Raw genomic sequence first — 15,372 nt, 5'->3', positions numbered from 1 at the left:
GGATGCTGGACCCGTGCAGATCAGCATCCTCGGCCCGCTCGCCGTCGACGGCCGGCCGGTCCGGGGCGAACGGCTCGCCGCCGTGATCCGCACGCTGGTCGACGCGCGGGGCCGGGCGGTCTCCACCCCGTTGCTGGTGGACGCGGTGTGGGACGGCACGCCCCCGGACGACGCGACCGGCGCGGTACAGGCCCTGGTCTCCCGGGTACGCCGGCTCGGGCTGCCGGTGCTCGCGGTGCCGGGTGGCTACCGGTTGCCCGCCGAACAGGTCACCGTCGACGCGGTCCGGGCCCGGTCGCTGCTGGAGCGGGGCCGGGCCGCCCTGCGTGACGGTGCCGGGCCGGCCGCCCGGGACGCCGCCGACGCGGCCCGGGTGCTGTTCCCCGAGGTCCCGGCCTGGGACACCGAGGAGACCAGCCGGCTGTTCGCCGACGTCGTCGCGTTGCGCGCCGAGGCGGCGTTGACCGGCCCCGGCCCGTATGACGACAGTGACCTGCGGCGGCTCGTCGCGCGGACCCCGCCGGACGAGCCGTCGGCCGCCCTGCTGGTCCGGATGCTCGCCGCCCAGGGGCGCGACGCCGAGGCCCTGGAGGTGGTCGCGCGGTTGCGCACCGAACTGGCCGACCGCTACGGCACCGACCCGTCGCCGGTGATTAGCCAGGTCCACCTGGCGTTGCTGCGGGGTGAACTGACCGCCCCGACCGGCCCGGCGTCGCCGGTCACGTCGACCCGGACCGCCCTGCCGGCCGCGTGGCGGCGGCCGGCGACGGCGCTCGTCGGCCGGGAGCACGACGTCGAGGCGGTGGAGGTGGCGCTGACCGAGGCGGCGCTGGTGACCGTCGTGGCCACCGGTGGCGCGGGCAAGACCCGGCTCGCCGCCGAGGTGGTACGCCGGGCGGTGGCGGCCGGACGACCGGCCCGGGTGATCGAACTCGCCGGCCTGCGGGCCCCCGAGGAGGTGCTGCCCACCGTCCTGGCTGCTCTCGGCGGGGCGGACACCACGACGGCCGGCGGCCCCCTGGGTCTCGACCGGCGGGTGCTCACCCCGCAGGAGCGGCTGCGTGCCCTCGCGCCGGATCTCGACGGCCTGGTGGTGCTGGACAACTGTGAACATCTCCTGGATCCGGTGGCGGCCGTCGTCGCGGACCTGGTCGCGGTGTGCCCACCGGAGGTGACCGTGCTGGCGACCAGCCGGGCGCCGCTGGGTCTGGCCGGTGAACGGGTGCACCGCTTGGCCGTGCTGCCCGACGCCGATGCGGTGGCCCTGGTCGAGTCCCGGGCCCGCGCCGGTGGTGCGGTGCCCACCGGGGACACCGACCGCACGTTGGCGCTGTGTCACCGGCTGGACAACCTGCCGCTGGCCCTCGAACTGGCCGCGGCCCGGCTGCGGCACATGCCGATCGACGACGTGCTCGCCGGGCTGACCGACCGGTTCGCCCTGCTCGACGCCGCGCTGCGTGGCCTGCCGGAGCGGCACGCGAGCCTGTGGGCGATGGTCGACTGGAGCCGGGAACTCCTCGCCCCCGCCGACCGGGACCTGCTCCAGCGGGTCGCGGTGGTCCCCGCCCCGTTCACCGCCGACCTCGCCGCCGCCGTCGCCGGTGTCCCCGACGTCCGGCGTGGGCTGGCGCGGCTGGTCGAACAGTCCCTGCTGACCCTCGTCGAGGGCGACGGCCCACCCCGCTACCGGATGCTGGAGACCGTCCGCGAGTACGGCGAGGCCCGGCTCGACGCCGCCGGTGACCGCGCCACCGCCATGGCCGGCCTGGTCGGCTGGGCCCGGCGGCAGGCGACCGGGCTGCTCGACCGGTTCATCGGCCCCGACCAGCTCGACGCGTTCGCCAGGTGCGCCGCCGAGCAGGACAACCTCGTCGCCGGCCTGCGGTGGGCGCTCGGGCACGACGACGAACCGGCCGTGGTGGACATCGCCACCCCGCTGTTTCACCTGTGGGCGGTACGGGGCCTGCACCTGGAGGTCTCCGGCTGGTCCCGGGGCCTGCTGCACCTCGACGCCCCCGGGCGGCGACACGGCTCGGCGATCGTCTCCGGCCGCAGCGGCGGTCGGCCGTTGCCCGACGCCGACCGGCTGGCCTGGATGTGCCTGCTGGTGGTGGTCAACGCCGGCATCACCGGCCCGCTCCGGCTCGCCGTGCTCGCCCGCCGGGCCCTGCGCCGGCTGTTGACCGAGCGCCCCCGGGAGGTCTCCTCCCGGCACGCGGTGCTCGCCTCGGTGCTGCCGGCGTTCGACCATCTCGACCCGGAGTTGGCGCTGCCGGGCACCTTCACCCTGATCGAGCATCCCGACCCGTACGTGCAGGGCTTCGGCCTGTTCGCCCGCGCGGCGATCGGGGACAGCGGGGGTCTGCCGGCGGCCTCGGTGGCCGACGCCGAGCAGGCGTACCGTCGGTTCGAGACGGCCGGCGACCACTGGGGGATGGCGATGGCGGCGCAGGTCGTCGGGCACGGCCTGACTCCCACCGACGGCAGGTCCACCGAGTGGCTGGCGCGCGGCGTGCACCACATGGAGCTGATCGGCGCCACCCAGGACGTCCGCGCCGCCCAGGTGGTGCTGGACGTGCAGCTCGCGCTGCGCGGTGACCCGGCGGCCGAGCGGCGGTTGGTCGAGACGGCGACCCCCGGTCAGGGCGAGGAGGTGGAGACCGCGCAGGCGGGCCTGGGGTTGGCCCGCCTCGCCTGGCAGCGCGGGCGGCATGCCGAGGCGCTCGACCACGCCGACGCGGTGGTCCGCGCGCTGGCCGGCTGGACCGGCCCGCCACCGCAGCCCCGGGTCGTGCTGCGGGTCGCGGTGGCGGTGCTGCGCCTGCGGATCGCCGAGGTCTGGCCGGCCGCCCGGCGCGACGTCGACGCCCGCGCCACCGACCTGCTGGCCGCCGCCGGTGCGGAGGCGCTGTCGTCGCGGGACCTGCCGGTGATCGGGACCTGGGCGTTGGGTGGCGCCGAACTCGCCGCCTGGCGCGACGACGTCGGGACCGCCCGGGAGTTGTTCGCGCTCGGCACCCGGCTGGGCAGCAACTCGGCGGCGTTCTTCCCGTCGGGCATCGGGGAACGGCTCACCGCCGCCCTCGGTGACGAGGCGCGGCGGGAGCCGTTGCTGGCCGGGTGGCGGGCGCGGCCGGCCGCCGCGGCCGCCACCCGCATCGGCGAGCTGATGGACGACCTGCTCGGCCGGATCACACCCGCCGACGGTACGCCCGCAGCGCCAGTGGCATGAACACCGCCACGAAGCCGGCGCACCACAGCAGCGTCCACCACACGTGGTTGCCGACCGGGGTGCCGAGGAACAGTCCGCGCATCGCCGTCACCAGGTGGGTCAGCGGGTTCACCGTCACCACCGCCTGCATCCAGCCCGGCAGGGTGCCGGCGGCGACGAACACGTTGGACGCGAAGCTCAACGGCATGATCAGCGCGAACATCACCCCCTGCACCGCGCCCGGCGTGCGGACCTTCATCCCGACGTAGACCGGCAGCCAGCTCAGGCAGAGCGCGAACAGCACCGCGAGCAGGCACCCGGCGAGGGCCTGCACCGGGCCGGACTCGATCCGGAAGCCGAGCAGGTAGCCGATCGCCAGCGTCGACACGGTCACGATCACGTACCGCACCACGTCGCCGAACACCGCCCCGACCAGCGGTGCGGACCGGGGGACGGGCAGCGAACGGAACCGGTCGAAGATGCCCTTGGCGATGTCGGTGTTGAGGTTGACACCGATCGCGATGCACCCGGTGGCGATGGTCTGCGCCAGGATGCCCGGCAGCAGGTACTGGAGGTAGTCGTGGGTGGAGCCGGCGACCGCGCCACCGAAGACGTACACGAAGATGACCAGGAACAGCACCGGTTGCAGGGTGACGTCGATCAACGCCTCCGGGGTCCGCCAGGTCTTGATCAGGCTGCGTTTGGCCAGCGCCAGCGAGTGCCGCAGCAGGCGCAACGGCCGGGGCTGCGCCACGACCGTGGACAGCGTCGGCCCGGTGCGGGGCGGGGTGCCGGTCAGGGTGCTCATGCGGCGACCTCCGTACGGGTGGTGTCGTCGTCGGCCGCGGTGCGGCCGGTGAGGGTGAAGAAGACCTCGTCGAGGCTCGGCAGGTGCAGCGAGAGTTCGGTGACCGCGATGCCGGCGGCGGCCAGCCGGGCGACGCTCTCGGTCAGCGCGGAGTCGTCGGAGACCGGTACCGCGAGCACACCCCGGCGGATCTCGTCGGCGGGTGCGCCGGAGCCCACCCGGGACAGGATCGCCGCCGTCGGGGCCAGCTGTGCCGGGTCGGTCGGGCGTACCTCCAGGGTCTGTCCGCCGACGATCCGCTTGAGCCCGTCCGGGGTGTCGTGGGCGATGACGCGGCCGTGGTCGATCACCGTGATGGCGTCGGCCAGCGCGTCGGCCTCCTCCAGGTACTGCGTGGTGAGCAGCACGGTCGCCCCGTTGGTCACCAGCGACCGGACCACGTCCCACATGTCCTCGCGCTTGGCCGGGTCGAGGCCCGTCGTCGGCTCGTCCAGGAAGATCACGTCCGGTGAGCCGACCAGGCTGGCGGCCAGGTCCAGCCGGCGGCGCATCCCACCGGAGTAGGTCTTGGCCGGCCGGTTCGCGGCGGCGGTCAGGTCGAACCAGTCGAGCAGTTCGGCTGCCCGCCGTCGCGCGCCGGCCCGGCCGAGTTCCAGCAGCGTCCCGAACAGTTCCAGGTTCTGCCGCCCGGTCAGGTCCTCGTCGACCGAGGCGTACTGGCCGGTGAGGCCGATGGACTGCCGGACCCGCTCGGCCTGGCGTACCACGTCGAGGCCGTTGATCCGGGCGGTGCCGGCGTCCGGGGTCAGCAGCGTGGACAGGATGCGCACGGCGGTGGTCTTGCCGGCCCCGTTGGGGCCGAGCACCCCGAGCACGGTGCCCCGGGGCACGGCGAGGTCCACCCCCTGCAACGCCCGGGTGCGGCCGAAGGACTTGACCAGGCCCTCGGCCTCGATCATCAGTTCAGCTGTCATGCCGTGCAGCGTGCGCCGGTCGGCTGACACCGCGCCGACACGCCGCCGACACCGGCTGACATCCGCAGGCAGGGGGTGCTGCGGTGGCCCGGGGGATGCTGCGGTGGCCCGGGGGGATGGTGCGGTGGCCCCACCGCCGGCGGTGGGGCCGCGCGGTCGTCGGCGGGTCGGGTCAGCAGCGGACGATGGTCGAGTTGGTCAGGGTGATGTTGCTGATGGTCAGGTTGTCGGCGCAGGGGTTCTCCACGATCCGGTTGTTGACCAGGGTGAAGTTGCGCAGGGTGAGGTCCCGGTTGCCGGGGAACTCGGTGCGTTCGGCCAGCCGCACCTCGCCGCCGCCGCTGATGGTTCCGCCGTTGGTGGCCAGGCTCACCCCGTAGCAGTTCTCGATCAGCACGGCGTTGTTGCCGGTGTTGGCGATGTCGACCCGGTCGATCGTCGCCCCGCCGGACTCGGAGACGCAGAAGACGCCCCGGCCGCCGCCCCGGGCCCGGACGGTGCCGACCCGGATGTTGGTCGGGTAGCTGTCGCCGATGCGGCCGTTGCGGTTGGCCATCCGGAACGCGGCGTACCCGGTGCCGGTGCCGGCGTTCTCGGCGTCCACGGTGGACACGGTGGCGTTGATGGTCTGGTTGAGCAGCAGGCCGGACTCGCCGACGTTGCGGGCGGTGACGGTGCCCACGGTCAGCCCGTCCACCCCGTACGTCTCCACGGCGTGCGAGCTGGCGCCCGAGACGTACACGTTGTCGATGCGCACGTTGCGGGTCCACTGGCTGGTGTCGCCCCGGTTGTCGACGCGGACGCCGAGGCCGGCGGAGAGCCGCATGTCGAGCTGCCCCAGCACGACGTTGGTGACGTTGCGCAGGAAGACCCCGTAGAGCGGGGTGCCGGTGAGGGTGAGGTGCTGCACCTCGACCTGGGTGGTGCCCCGGGAGTAGACGGGGGCCTGGTCCCCCGAGCCGGTGCCGGTGACGTTGATCGTCCCGCACACGTCGAGGGTGGTGTAGCTGGGCAGCGAGATGCGGGAGTTGGCGCTCATCGTGCCCGAGCCGCGCACCACCACCCGCTGCTTGCTGGTCCGCCCGGCGGTGAGGCTGTTCACCGCGGCCTGCACGGCGGCCCGCAGGTCGGTGCCGGTGTGCACGGTCGTGCCACCGTTGCGGGCGGTCCAGGTGCCGCCGGCCAGCACCGCCTCGGCCTGGAACGCGCCGCTGCCGCAGTCGGCCGTGCCGCCCGGCCGGACGAGCTGCCACTGCTGGTTGGCCCCGTCGAGGTCCTGGTACTGGGAGATGGTCGCCCCGTCGGCGGTGGACCGTTCCCAAACGTCGAGGGCCTTGCCGGAGTGCCGGTTGAGCAGCCGGACGTAACCGCCCGTGGAGTCGACGAGCCGGAAGTGCTGCCGGGTGTTGCCGCTGGCGGCCGGGTTCTGCACCAGGGCGGTGCCGTCGAGGGCGTTGGGCAGTTCGAGGACCTTGCCGCTGTGCGCCGAGCGGATCTGGTGGTAGCCGCTGCCGACGTCGACGAAGCGCCACCGCTGCACGGCGAGGTCGTTGCGGGTGTACTGCTTGACCGGTGCGCCGTCGGCGGTGGCCCAGTCGTACAGGTCCATCGCCTTGCCACTGTTGCGGTTGACGAGCACGTAGTCCGCGCCGGGGTCGACGGTGGCCGCCGAGGCGGCCGGTGGGGCGACGGTGGTGGCGGTGGCGACCAGGGCGAGGACGGTGACGGCCAGCAGGCCGGGTCGCCGGGGGCGGGATCTCCGGGTGGGGGTGACGGGTGGCATGGGGCTCCTTCTGCGGGGGTGCGGTGCCGGGACGGGCGGCCTCCGGCTGTACCGTATCGACAGAGGTGGATTCGGGCAATTGCCCGCCGATCAGTGCCGATCCGGGCAGGCCAGGACACCGTCCCGTCGGCCGAACGGGGGCACCCGTGCGGCCGACGTGCCGACCGGCCCACCGGTGCCGGTGCGGTGCGGGGCGCTGTTATCGTCAGCGGCCGGGCGGCGACCGGGCCGCCCGCTCGTCTCCGGACAGGTGGTCGCCGTGACCCGGGCCCGTACGCTCGTCCCGCCCGTGCTGCTGGGCCTCGTCGTCGTGGCGCTGCTGCTGTCCGGCCTGCACCCTTACGACCGGCTCACCTGGCTGCTGGAGACGGTCTGGGTGATCGTCGGGGTGCCGGTGGTGCTACTGGTGTGGCGGCGGTTCCCGTTGACCACCCTGCTGTGCTGCCTGCTGGCGGCGCACGCGCTGATCCTCATCGTGGGCGGGCACTGGACCTACGCACGGGTCCCGTTGGGCGACTGGGTACGCGACGCGCTCGACCTCTCCCGCAACCCGTACGACCGGCTCGGGCACTTCGTGCAGGGCTTCGTCCCGGCGATCCTGGTCCGCGAGATCCTCGTCCGCCGGTCCCCGTTGCGGGGCAGCCGCTGGCTCGCCCCGCTGGTGGTCTGTGCCTGCCTGGCCTTCAGCGCCTTCTTCGAGATGATCGAGTGGTGGTCCTCGGTGGCCGGTGGCTCCGCCGCCGCCGACTTCCTCGGCACCCAGGGCGACGTCTGGGACACCCAGTGGGACATGTTCCTCGCGCTGGTCGGGGCGGTCACCTCGCTGACCCTGCTCAGCCGGTGGCACGACCGTCAGCTGCCGGCCGCGACGCCCGCCCGCCCGGCTCCTGCCGTCGCGGTGGGCTGACCGGCCGGGCGGCAGGTCACGGCCGGTCGGCCCAGTCGTCGAGGACGGTGGCGACGTCCAGCGGGTCCGCCGGGTCCGGTGCCGGTCGCGGCGCAGCGGCGGGCGTCCGGGCGAACCGGGGTGCCGGTGCCGGCTGCACCTCGCCGCCCACCGCGACGAAGGTGCCCCGGGCGGCGTTGTGCGGATGGCGGTGCGCCTCGGTGGGGGCGAGCACCGGCGCGACACAGGCGTCGAGGTCGGCGAAGACCGCCGTCCACTCGTCGCGGGTGCGTTCGGCGAACCGGGCGGTGAACCGGCGGCGCAGCTCCGGCCAGCCGTCCGGGTCGTGCTGGGCGGGCAGCGTCGGGTCGTCGGCCAGGCCCAGCCCGGTCAGCAGCGCGGCGTAGAACGCCGGCTCCAACGCGCCCACCGCCACGAACCGGTCGTCGGCGGTGCGGTAGGTGTCGTAGAACGGGGCGCCGCCGTCGAGCAGGTTGGCACCGCGGGGCGCGGACCACCGACCGTCGCCGAGCATCCCGTGCAGGAACGCGGTGAGCAGCGCCGACCCGTCGACCATCGCGGCGTCGACCACCTGCCCGAGGCCGGAGCGTTCCCGTTCCAGCAGCGCGGCCAGCACGCCGGTGGCGAGCAGCATCCCGCCCCCGGCGAAGTCGCCCAGCAGGTTCAGCGGGGCGTGCGGGCGTTCACCGGGACGGCCCAGCGGTTCCAGCGCGCCGGACAGCGCGATGTAGTCGATGTCGTGCCCGGCGCGGGCGGCCAGCGGACCGTCCTGACCCCAGCCGGTCAACCGGGCGTACACCAGGCGGGGGTTGCGGTCCCGGCAGGTCCGGGGCCCGAAACCGAGCCGCTCGGCCACCCCCGGCCGGTACGCCTCGACCAGCACGTCGGCCCGTTCGACCAGGCGCAGCAGGTCGGCCACCCCGGCGGGGGTCTTCAGGTCCAGGGTGGTGACCCGGCGGCCCCGGTGCAGCGGCCCGGTCGTCGGGGCGGCCAGTCGTCCCGGGGCGGGGCCGCCGGGCCGGTCGACGCGCACCACGTCCGCGCCGAGGTCGGCCAGCACCATGCAGCCGAACGGGGCCGGGGCCAGGCTCGCCAGCTCCACCACCCGCACCCCGGCCAGCGGCCCGGTGGCGTCGGGCCGGCGGTCAGAGGGCACGGGCGATCAGCTCCTTCATGATCTCGTTGGTGCCGCCGTAGATCTTCTGCACCCGGGCGTCGGCGTACATCCGGGCGATCGGGTACTCGGTGGTGTAGCCGTAGCCGCCGAACAGCTGCAGGCAACGGTCGACGACCTCGCACTGCCCCTCGGTGAGCCAGGCCTTCGCCATCGCCGCGGTGGCCACGTCCAGCTCGCCCCGGTCGTGCCGGGCGATGCAGTCGTCGAGGAAGACCCGGCTGACCCGGGTGCGGGTGGCGCACTCGGCCAGCACCATCCGGGTGTTCTGGTGGCCGATCAGCGGTTTGCCGAAGGCGGTGCGTTCCTTGACGTACGCGGTGGTCAGCTCCACCGCCCGCTGCATCGCCGCGACCGCCCCGATGCCGATGACCAGGCGTTCCTGGGGCAGTTGCCGCATCATCTGGCCGAAGCCGAGCCCTTCGGCCCCGCCGAGCAGGTGCGTCGTCGGCACCCGCAGGTCGTCGAAGAACAGCTCGGCGGTGTCGTTGCCGTGCAGCCCGATCTTGGACAGCAGCCGGCCCCGCCGGAACCCGGCCCGGTCGTCGGCGACCTCGCAGACCAGCAGGGAGATGCCGGCGGCCCGTTGCGTCGGGTCGGTCTTGACGGCCAGGATGAGCAGGTCCGCGAGGCCGCCGTTGCTGATGAACGTCTTGGCCCCGGTGACCAGGTAGTCGTCGCCGTCGCGGACGGCCCGGGTCCGCATCGCCTGCAGGTCGGAGCCGCCGTCGGGTTCGGTCATCGCGATCGCCCCGACCAGTTCGCCGCGGCACAGGCCGGGCAGCCAGCGGCGCTTCTGTTCGGCACTGCCGTAGGCGACCAGGTAACCGGTGACGATGCCGCTGTGCACGCCGAGGCCGAGGGTGCTCTCCCCGACGTGCGCCTGCTCGTGCAGCAGGACCGCCTCGTGGGTGAAACCGCCGCCTCCGCCGCCGTACTCCTCGGGCACGGACAGGCCGAGCAGGCCCAGCTCGCCGGCACGCCGGTAGTGGTCGCGGTCCGGGTGGCCCTGCGCCAGCAGCCGTTCGGTGTGCGGCAGCACCTCCCGGGTGAAGAAGTCACGGGCCAGGTCGGCGAGGTCGTCGTGCTCGGGCGCGCGCCACGGTGGGGAGTAGTCGTGGAGTCCAGGCGTCGGCATGGATACACCCTCACGCCCTGTTGGCGGCGTGTCAACAATTCCTGATCATCGTCCGGTGGCCCGCCCGGTCTGCCCGAGCGGACCGGTGCCGCACCGGGTCGGGGAGACCGGCGCAGCCGCCGCCGCCCGGCTGACGGGACCCGTCGTCGGCCCGGGGTGTGTCGCGCCGACCTGCCGATAGGGTGCGGCGGGTGAGCGTTGACACGGAATCACGGCGACGGCGGCTGGAGCCCGACGCCCGGCGCGGGCAGATCCTCGCCTGCGCGGTGAGGCTGTTCGGCGCGCGCCCCTACGCCGACGTGTCCACCACCGACGTCGCCCGCGAGGCCGGGGTGGCCCGGGGCCTGATCAACCACTACTTCGGCACCAAGAAGCAGCTCTACCTGGAGGTCGTCCGGGTGATGGTGACCGTGCCCGGGGTGGCCGTCGAGCGACTACCCGCCGGTGACCTGCGCACCCGGGTCGACGCCAGCGTCACCTGGTTCCTCGACGTGGTGTCCCGGCACCGCGATTCCTGGCTGGCCGCGGTGACCGCCGGGGGGATGGGCCACGACGCCGACGTCGCCCGGGTGCTCACCGAGGCCGAGGAGGTCGCGGCGGACAGCGTCCTGGTGGCGGTGGGGCTGGCCGACGTGACCGTCCGCCGGGCCGAACTGCGCGCCATGATCCGGGCGTACGGCGGGCTGGCCACCGCGACCGCCCGGGAGTGGCTCCAGCGGGGCGCGTTGGACCGTGACCAGGTGCACCTGCTGCTGACCGCCACCCTGCTGACCATCGTGGAGCAGGTCTATCCGGCGGTCGTCGGCCCGGCCGGGGCCTCTCAGGCGGGTGGAGCCGGATCGGGCCGTTGCACCGCCATCGGCACGGTGTCGAGCCGGGCCCAGTCCTGACTGATCCCGGCGGCGGTGCGCAGCAGGCGGGGCAGGTGCTCGTCGGTGAGCCGTTCCAGTGAGGTCTCGGCGGCGTGCACCGTGACGTTGAGCGCGGCCACCACCCGGCCGTCGCCGTCGCGTACCCCGGTGGCGATCGACCGGATGCCGGCGGCCAGGTCCTGGTCGGCCAGGGCCCAGCCGCGTGCCCGCACCTCACGCAGCTCCCGGTCCAGCTCGTCGCGGTCCGGCCGCCAGCGGGCGGTGATGCCGGAACGGCCGGGCACGGCCAGTACGGCGGTGAGTTCCGCCGGGGTGAGGGCGGCCAGCAGCACCTTGCCCATCGAGGTGGCCACGGCCGGGAACCGGGTGCCGATGGTCACCGCGAGCGTGACGATCTTGGGCACCGCGACCCGGGACACGTAGACGATGTCGCTGCCGTCGAGCTGGGCCAGCGACGTCGACTCGTCGGTCTCGGTCACCAGCTGTCGCATGTGCGGGCGGGCCACGTCCCAGATGCTCAACGAGTTGACGTATGCCACGCCCAGCTCCAGCACCCGGGGGGTGAGCGCGAAGCCCCGGTCGGCGGTGCGGACGTAGCCCAACTCCTCCAGGGTGAGCAGGATGCGCCGCACGGTGGGGCGGGCCAGCCCGGTCACCGCCGCGATCTCGCTGAGGGTCATCGTCGGCTGGCCCGGACGGAAGCAGCGCAGCACGTCGAGGCCGCGCGCCAGCGCCTCGATGAAGTCGGTTCCGGCCTCGCGCCCCATGGAGTCCCTTCGCTGGCTGCCCCGCGCCCGGCGGGTGGTCACCGCCGGGCGCGTCGGATGGCTATTGTTTCCACTGCGCCGAGCCGGCGTCCCACTGGGTGTAGGTGTACGGGTTGTCCAGCACCGCGGTCTCGGGGACGTCCGGGTTCATCCCCTTCTCCCACGCGTCGGCGCCCATGGTGTCGGTGAGGTGTTCGACGGTGCGTCCGACGGCGGCGCGGGCGGCGGCGAGGTCGACGCCGACCAGCCGGTGCTCGTGCTTGACCAGCCGGCCGTCGATCAGCACGGTGTGCACGTCGCCGCGCTGGGCCTGGAACACCACGTGGCCGTAGGGGTGCAGGATCGGGAACATCACCGGGGAGTTGTCGTTCTTGATCAGCACCACGTCCGCCTTGCGGCCCGGGGTGAGGGCGCCGACGAGGTGGTCGAGGCCCAGGGCCCGGGCACCGCCCCGGGTGGCCCACTCCACCACCTGCTCGGCGCGCAGGTGGCAGTGGGTGACGGTCTCCTGTCGACCGTGCGCCTCGAGGTGTTCCCGGGACCGGTCGGCGCTCAGCGTGGCGCGCATCGCGGAGAACAGGTCCCCGCTCCACCAGACGCTCGTGTCCATGGACAGCGAGACCGGGATGTCGTGGTGCCGTAGCTGCCAGGTGGGCGGGTAGCCCTGGCCTGCGCTCTGCTCGCTCTCGGTGGACACCGAGACCGAGCCGCCGGTTGCCGCGATCCGGTGGTACGAGTCGCGGTTGAGGGTGGCGGCGTGCACGTAGACCGTCGAGTCGGTCATGAACCCGTGCTCGTGCATCAGCCGGATGCCGTCGTCGTTGGTGGCCCCCCACACCCCGGCGTGGGTGGTGACCGGCACCCCGAGGTCCCGGGCCACCTCGAAGGCGGCCCGCTCGGGGAAGGCCGGGTCGCCGGTGACGTCGAAGGCCATCTGGAAGCCGAGCCGGTCGCCGCGGCCGTGGATGCGGCGGGTGACGAAGTCGCGGAACTCGGGGGTGGTGGCCCACTCCCACGGACCCTGTTGCAGGTTGCCGTAGGCGAGCACGAACCGGCCCGGCACCGCCTCCAGGGCGTCGACGGCGGCATCGGCGTGCTGCGGGGTCTGCAGGCCGTGTGACCAGTCCACGGTGGTGGTGACGCCGGCGTCGACCGCTTCGATGGCGGCGAGCAGGTTGCCGGCGTAGACGTCCTCGGGGCGGAACAGCTTGCCGGACTCCAGGTAGTACCAGACGAAATACTGGGTCAGCGTCCAGTCGGCACCGTAGCCGCGCATCGCGGTCTGCCACATGTGCCGGTGGGTGTCGATCATGCCGGGCATGACGATGCCGCCGGCCGCGTCGATCTCCCAGGTGCCCTCCGGCACGGCCAGTTCCGCGCCGACGGCGGCGATCCGGTCGTCGATCACCAGCACGTCGGCGCGGGGGAGCACCGTGTGGGTGTCGTCCATGGTCAGCACCAGGCCGTTGCGGAAGACCACCGGCTGGCCTGCCGCCGGTGTCCGCCCCTCGTTCGCACTCATCGCCGCCACTTCCGTTCCGGGGTGCCTGCGGACGCTTGTCCGCTCTACGGTCAGATCAGGGTTTCGCCAGTGTGTTCCCGGTCGCCGACCATGTCAAGAGCACGTTACCGTCGTGTCTCCGGTTGCTTTCTAACGCGTGGACCTGGGAGTTTCCCGAGAATTTAGTCGAGGTGTTGACGTCTCATGGAGTCATCGGGAAACTGATCGAGCGGACACTCGTCCGTCTAGCGGTCAACGAGAGGGTGGATCATGGCGGAGGAGACACCGGGCCGGACCGGCCCGCTGCACGGCGTCGTGGTGGCCGACTTCTCCCGCATCCTCGCCGGGCCGTACGCCACCATGCTGCTGGCCGACCTCGGCGCCGAAGTGATCAAGGTGGAGGGGCCCGGCGGCGACGACACCCGCACGTGGATGCCCCCGGTCCGCGACGACGTCTCCACCTACTACCTGGGCATCAACCGCAACAAGCGGTCCATCGCCCTCGACCTGAAGGACCCCGACGACCTGGCCGTGGCCCACCGGCTGGCCGCCCGGGCCGACGTCCTGATCGAGAACTTCAAGCCCGGCGGGCTGCGCCGCTTCGCCCTCGACTACGACACCGTGGCCGCCGGCAACCCCCGGGTGGTCTACGCCTCGATCAGCGGGTTCGGCACCGGCGCGGGCGCGGGCTACCCCGGATACGACCTGATGGTGCAGGCGATCTCCGGGCTGATGAGCCTCACCGGCGACCCGGACGGCTCGCCCTACCGGGCCGGCATCTCCGTGTTCGACGTGATGGCCGGGCTGCACGCGTCGATCGGCATCCTGGCCGCCCTGCACCACCGCCACGACTCGGGGCGCGGCCAGCACGTCGAGGTCAACCTGCTCTCCTCCGCGCTGTCCGGGCTGGTCAACCACAGCAGCGGCTACGTCGCGGGCGGAGTGGTGCCCTTCCGGATGGGCAACGCCCACCCCAGCCTCTTCCCGTACGAGCCGTTGCCCGTCGCCGACGGCGAGCTGATCGTGATCGCCGGCAACGACGGGCAGTTCCGCCGGCTCTGCCAGGTGCTCGACCTGCCGGAACTGGTCGACGACCCCCGGTTCACCCGCAACCAGGACCGCACCGCCAACCGGGAGGAACTACGTCCGCTGCTGGTCGAGCGGCTGCGCCGGCGCACCCGCGACGAGTGGTTCACCGACCTGATGGCCGCCGGGGTGCCCTGCGCCCCGATCAACACCATCGACGGCGGGGTCGCGTTCGCCGAACGCCTCGGGCTGGACCCGGTGGTCACCGTCGGCGAGGGCGCCGCCGCGGTCCCCGGCATCCGGCACCCGATCACCCTTTCGGACACCCCCGCGCGGTACGGCACCCCGCCGCCCGCGCTCGACGAACACGGCGAGGAGATCCGCGCGTGGCTGACCGGCAGCTAGACTTCCCGACCTCGATCGGCACCTCCGACCCGACCACCATCCGGCTACTCGGTCAGGACCTGGCCGGTGACCTGATGGGTCGGGTGGGCTTCGGTGAACTGGCCTTCTGGCTGGTCGCCGGGCGTCGCCCCGGCCCCGGCGAGGTCCGCGTCTTCGAGACCGTCCTGGTGGCCCTGGCCGACCACGGCTTCACCCCCACCGCGATCGCCGCCCGGCTGACGTACCTCAGCGCGCCGGAGGCGTTGCAGGGCGCGATCGCCGCCGGCCTGCTCGGCGGCGGCTCCCGCTTCCTCGGCGTCACCGAAGACTGCGGCCGGTTCCTCGCCGACACCCTCGCCGGTCTCACCGAGCCACCCACCGACGACGCCGGCTGGGACGCCGTCGCCCTGGACGCGGTCCGCGCCGCCCGCGCCGCCAAGCGCCTGGTGCCGGGGCTCGGCCACCCGGTGCACAAGGAGACCGACCCGCGCACCCCGGTGCTGATCGCGATCGCCGAGCAGGAGGGGCTGCGCGGGCCGCACCTGCGGCTGTTCGAGGCGATCGGCCGGGTCCACCCGCAGGTGCTCGGCCGCACCCTGCCGCTCAACGGCGCGGGGGTGTGTGGCGCGGCCCTGGCCGACCTCGGCCTGCCCATCGACCTGCTGCGCGGCTTCGCGCTGCTGGCCCGCACCGCCGGCCTGCTCGGCCACCTCGCCGAGGAACGCCGCCGCCCGCTCGGCATGGACATCTACCGCACCGTCGACCGCAACGCCCGGTACGTGCCGGACGACGCCGACTGATCCCCACCCCACCGTCTGCGAGAGGAG

12 protein-coding genes are annotated in these 15,372 nt (G+C 73.7%); 5 read left to right on the top strand and 7 right to left on the bottom strand.

Annotation, left to right across the window (positions count from 1 at the left end; genetic code table 11):
- Window positions 1-13 precede the first annotated feature (13 nt).
- Window positions 14-3,232, top strand: a complete 3,219-nt coding sequence (locus tag AB0C22_RS04685; protein ID WP_357533493.1) for a BTAD domain-containing putative transcriptional regulator — start codon at window positions 14-16, stop codon at window positions 3,230-3,232.
- Here the strand turns inward: AB0C22_RS04685 and AB0C22_RS04680 are convergent.
- The 3 genes from AB0C22_RS04680 to AB0C22_RS04670 form a co-directional block, all read right to left on the bottom strand.
- Window positions 3,192-4,019, bottom strand: coding sequence for an ABC transporter permease (locus AB0C22_RS04680; RefSeq protein ID WP_357533491.1), 828 nt, complete (start codon window positions 4,017-4,019; stop codon window positions 3,192-3,194). The genes AB0C22_RS04685 and AB0C22_RS04680 overlap by 41 nt on opposite strands.
- Complete coding sequence (locus AB0C22_RS04675; protein WP_219461907.1) at window positions 4,016-4,993, bottom strand: ATP-binding cassette domain-containing protein; 978 nt, start codon at window positions 4,991-4,993, stop codon at window positions 4,016-4,018. Before AB0C22_RS04675 ends, AB0C22_RS04680 begins: the two co-directional genes overlap by 4 nt.
- 172 nt (window positions 4,994-5,165) lie before the next feature.
- Window positions 5,166-6,776 (bottom strand): RICIN domain-containing protein, encoded by a 1,611-nt coding sequence (locus tag AB0C22_RS04670; RefSeq protein ID WP_357533488.1) that lies wholly within the window; start codon window positions 6,774-6,776, stop codon window positions 5,166-5,168.
- Between the two features lie 259 nt (window positions 6,777-7,035).
- Between AB0C22_RS04670 and AB0C22_RS04665 the strand changes: the two genes are divergently transcribed.
- Window positions 7,036-7,683 carry a DUF2238 domain-containing protein gene (locus AB0C22_RS04665; RefSeq protein ID WP_219461912.1) on the top strand — a complete coding sequence of 216 codons (648 nt, stop codon included), beginning with the start codon at window positions 7,036-7,038 and terminating at the stop codon, window positions 7,681-7,683.
- A gap of 16 nt (window positions 7,684-7,699) precedes the next feature.
- Here AB0C22_RS04665 and AB0C22_RS04660 read toward each other — a convergent pair whose 3' ends face one another.
- Both AB0C22_RS04660 and AB0C22_RS04655 read right to left on the bottom strand, forming a co-directional pair.
- Window positions 7,700-8,839, bottom strand: coding sequence for a CaiB/BaiF CoA-transferase family protein (locus AB0C22_RS04660; protein WP_357533486.1), 1,140 nt, complete (start codon window positions 8,837-8,839; stop codon window positions 7,700-7,702).
- Window positions 8,829-9,995: an acyl-CoA dehydrogenase family protein gene (locus AB0C22_RS04655; RefSeq protein WP_357018595.1), complete on the bottom strand. Its 1,167-nt coding sequence runs from the start codon at window positions 9,993-9,995 to the stop codon at window positions 8,829-8,831. Before AB0C22_RS04655 ends, AB0C22_RS04660 begins: the two co-directional genes overlap by 11 nt.
- 191 nt (window positions 9,996-10,186) lie before the next feature.
- On the opposite strand from AB0C22_RS04655, the gene AB0C22_RS04650 reads away from it, so the two are divergent.
- Window positions 10,187-10,885: a TetR/AcrR family transcriptional regulator gene (locus tag AB0C22_RS04650; RefSeq protein WP_357533484.1), complete on the top strand. Its 699-nt coding sequence runs from the start codon at window positions 10,187-10,189 to the stop codon at window positions 10,883-10,885.
- Here AB0C22_RS04650 and AB0C22_RS04645 read toward each other — a convergent pair.
- Window positions 10,816-11,634, bottom strand: coding sequence for an IclR family transcriptional regulator C-terminal domain-containing protein (locus tag AB0C22_RS04645; RefSeq protein WP_208565991.1), 819 nt, complete (start codon window positions 11,632-11,634; stop codon window positions 10,816-10,818). The two genes, AB0C22_RS04650 and AB0C22_RS04645, sit on opposite strands and share 70 nt — an antisense overlap.
- A 61-nt stretch (window positions 11,635-11,695) precedes the next feature.
- On the bottom strand, window positions 11,696-13,156 hold the full coding sequence (locus AB0C22_RS04640; RefSeq protein WP_219461925.1) for an amidohydrolase family protein: 1,461 nt from the start codon (window positions 13,154-13,156) through the stop codon (window positions 11,696-11,698).
- Window positions 13,157-13,405: 249 nt separating this feature from the next.
- Between AB0C22_RS04640 and AB0C22_RS04635 the strand changes: the two genes are divergently transcribed.
- Together AB0C22_RS04635 and AB0C22_RS04630 are read left to right on the top strand one after the other, a co-directional pair.
- Complete coding sequence (locus AB0C22_RS04635; protein ID WP_219461928.1) at window positions 13,406-14,566, top strand: CoA transferase; 1,161 nt, start codon at window positions 13,406-13,408, stop codon at window positions 14,564-14,566.
- Window positions 14,548-15,345, top strand: a complete 798-nt coding sequence (locus tag AB0C22_RS04630) for a citryl-CoA lyase (protein ID WP_219461930.1) — start codon at window positions 14,548-14,550, stop codon at window positions 15,343-15,345. The genes AB0C22_RS04635 and AB0C22_RS04630 overlap by 19 nt, the downstream gene beginning before the upstream one ends.
- Window positions 15,346-15,372: the final 27 nt, after the last annotated feature.

It is taken from the genome of Micromonospora sp. NPDC048894 (assembly GCF_040649765.1).
GTDB classification, from domain to species: domain Bacteria; phylum Actinomycetota; class Actinomycetes; order Mycobacteriales; family Micromonosporaceae; genus Micromonospora; species Micromonospora antibiotica.
This window is presented reverse-complemented; position numbering and strand designations above follow the sequence as displayed.

Excerpts from the sequence above, each read along its gene's own strand:
- AB0C22_RS04680 (WP_357533491.1), bottom strand. The coding sequence starts at position 4,019 with ATGAGCACCCTGACCGGCACCCCGCCCCGCACCGGGCCGACGCTGTCC.
- AB0C22_RS04675 (WP_219461907.1), bottom strand. The coding sequence starts at position 4,993 with ATGACAGCTGAACTGATGATCGAGGCCGAGGGCCTGGTCAAGTCCTTC.
- AB0C22_RS04670 (WP_357533488.1), bottom strand. The coding sequence starts at position 6,776 with ATGCCACCCGTCACCCCCACCCGGAGATCCCGCCCCCGGCGACCCGGC.
- AB0C22_RS04655 (WP_357018595.1), bottom strand. The coding sequence starts at position 9,995 with ATGCCGACGCCTGGACTCCACGACTACTCCCCACCGTGGCGCGCGCCC.
- AB0C22_RS04645 (WP_208565991.1), bottom strand. The coding sequence starts at position 11,634 with ATGGGGCGCGAGGCCGGAACCGACTTCATCGAGGCGCTGGCGCGCGGC.
- AB0C22_RS04640 (WP_219461925.1), bottom strand. The coding sequence starts at position 13,156 with ATGAGTGCGAACGAGGGGCGGACACCGGCGGCAGGCCAGCCGGTGGTC.
- AB0C22_RS04635 (WP_219461928.1), top strand. The coding sequence starts at position 13,406 with ATGGCGGAGGAGACACCGGGCCGGACCGGCCCGCTGCACGGCGTCGTG.